Annotated in this window: 2 protein-coding genes; both read left to right on the forward strand. The window is 42.8% G+C overall.

The genetic code is table 11. From position 1 onward, the window contains the following. Positions 1–370 (forward strand): response regulator (locus tag R7D93_RS26305; RefSeq protein WP_318129681.1); only part of this gene is annotated, 370 nt, incomplete at its 5' end. Between the two features lie 58 nt (positions 371–428). Further along, positions 429–1,001, forward strand: a 573-nt coding sequence (locus R7D93_RS26310) for a Gfo/Idh/MocA family oxidoreductase (protein ID WP_318129682.1), incomplete at its 3' end; no start/stop codon positions are given.

The following is a 1,001-nucleotide window of genomic DNA, read 5'->3' on the forward strand; positions in this document are numbered from 1 at the left end:
AATATTGATTGCTGAAGACAATCTAATGAACCAAAAAATCGCAAGCTTTTTCTTAGATAAAGCAGGGTACGACTACTTAATTACGAGTAACGGGCAGGAAGCGCTGGATGCCATCACCAAAGGTGAGCAGTTTGACGCCATTTTGATGGATTGTATGATGCCGGTGATGGACGGCCTAACCGCGACAAAAGAGATTCGCCGTTGGGAAAAGAAAGTGGGCTGCAAGAAAACAACCATCATTGCTTTGACCGCGAGTGTATTGGAAGAGGACATTCACAATTGTTTTGCTGCGGGTATGGATGCGTATTTGCCAAAGCCGTATAAATCTAACCAGTTATTTGAGTTGTTTAATGAACTAAAGCTTGCTTAAATCGCACTGATAAGCCGAATTCATTACGGCTTTTTAGAACGAATATAAAGGAAGTGACATGTTTAAACTCGCTGTTATCGGGACTAACTGGATTTCGCAACAATTTGTTGAAGCGGCAATCCAAACCAAGCAGTTTTGCCTTAAAGCTGTGTATTCGAGAGATATAGAAAAAGCGCGTTTGTTTGGCACGCCTTACGATGCAGATACTTATTACGACAGCCTAGAAGCATTAGGTCAGGATGCAGACATTGATGCGGTGTACATCGCCAGTCCAAATTCGCTTCATGCTCCTCAAGCTATTCAAATGTTAAAAGCGGGCAAACACGTCATTTGTGAAAAGCCAATGGCTTCGAACTACGCATTGGCACAACAGATGTTTGCCTGTGCTGAGGAAAACAACGTTGTGTTGTTTGAAGCGTTTATGTCGCCTTACACACCAAACTTCCAAGTATTGAAAGAGAGCTTACCGTCTATCGCTCCGTTACGACATGCGACGATTAGCTATTGCCAGTATTCATCGAGATACCAAAAATACCTAAATGGAGAAAATCCAAACACATTCAATCCTGCGTTTTCCAATGGCTCCATCATGGACATCGGTTATTACTGCGTGGGTTCTGCGATTGAGTTG

Source organism: Vibrio sp. YT-15, from assembly GCF_033337445.1.
GTDB classification, from domain to species: Bacteria; Pseudomonadota; Gammaproteobacteria; order Enterobacterales; family Vibrionaceae; genus Vibrio; species Vibrio alginolyticus.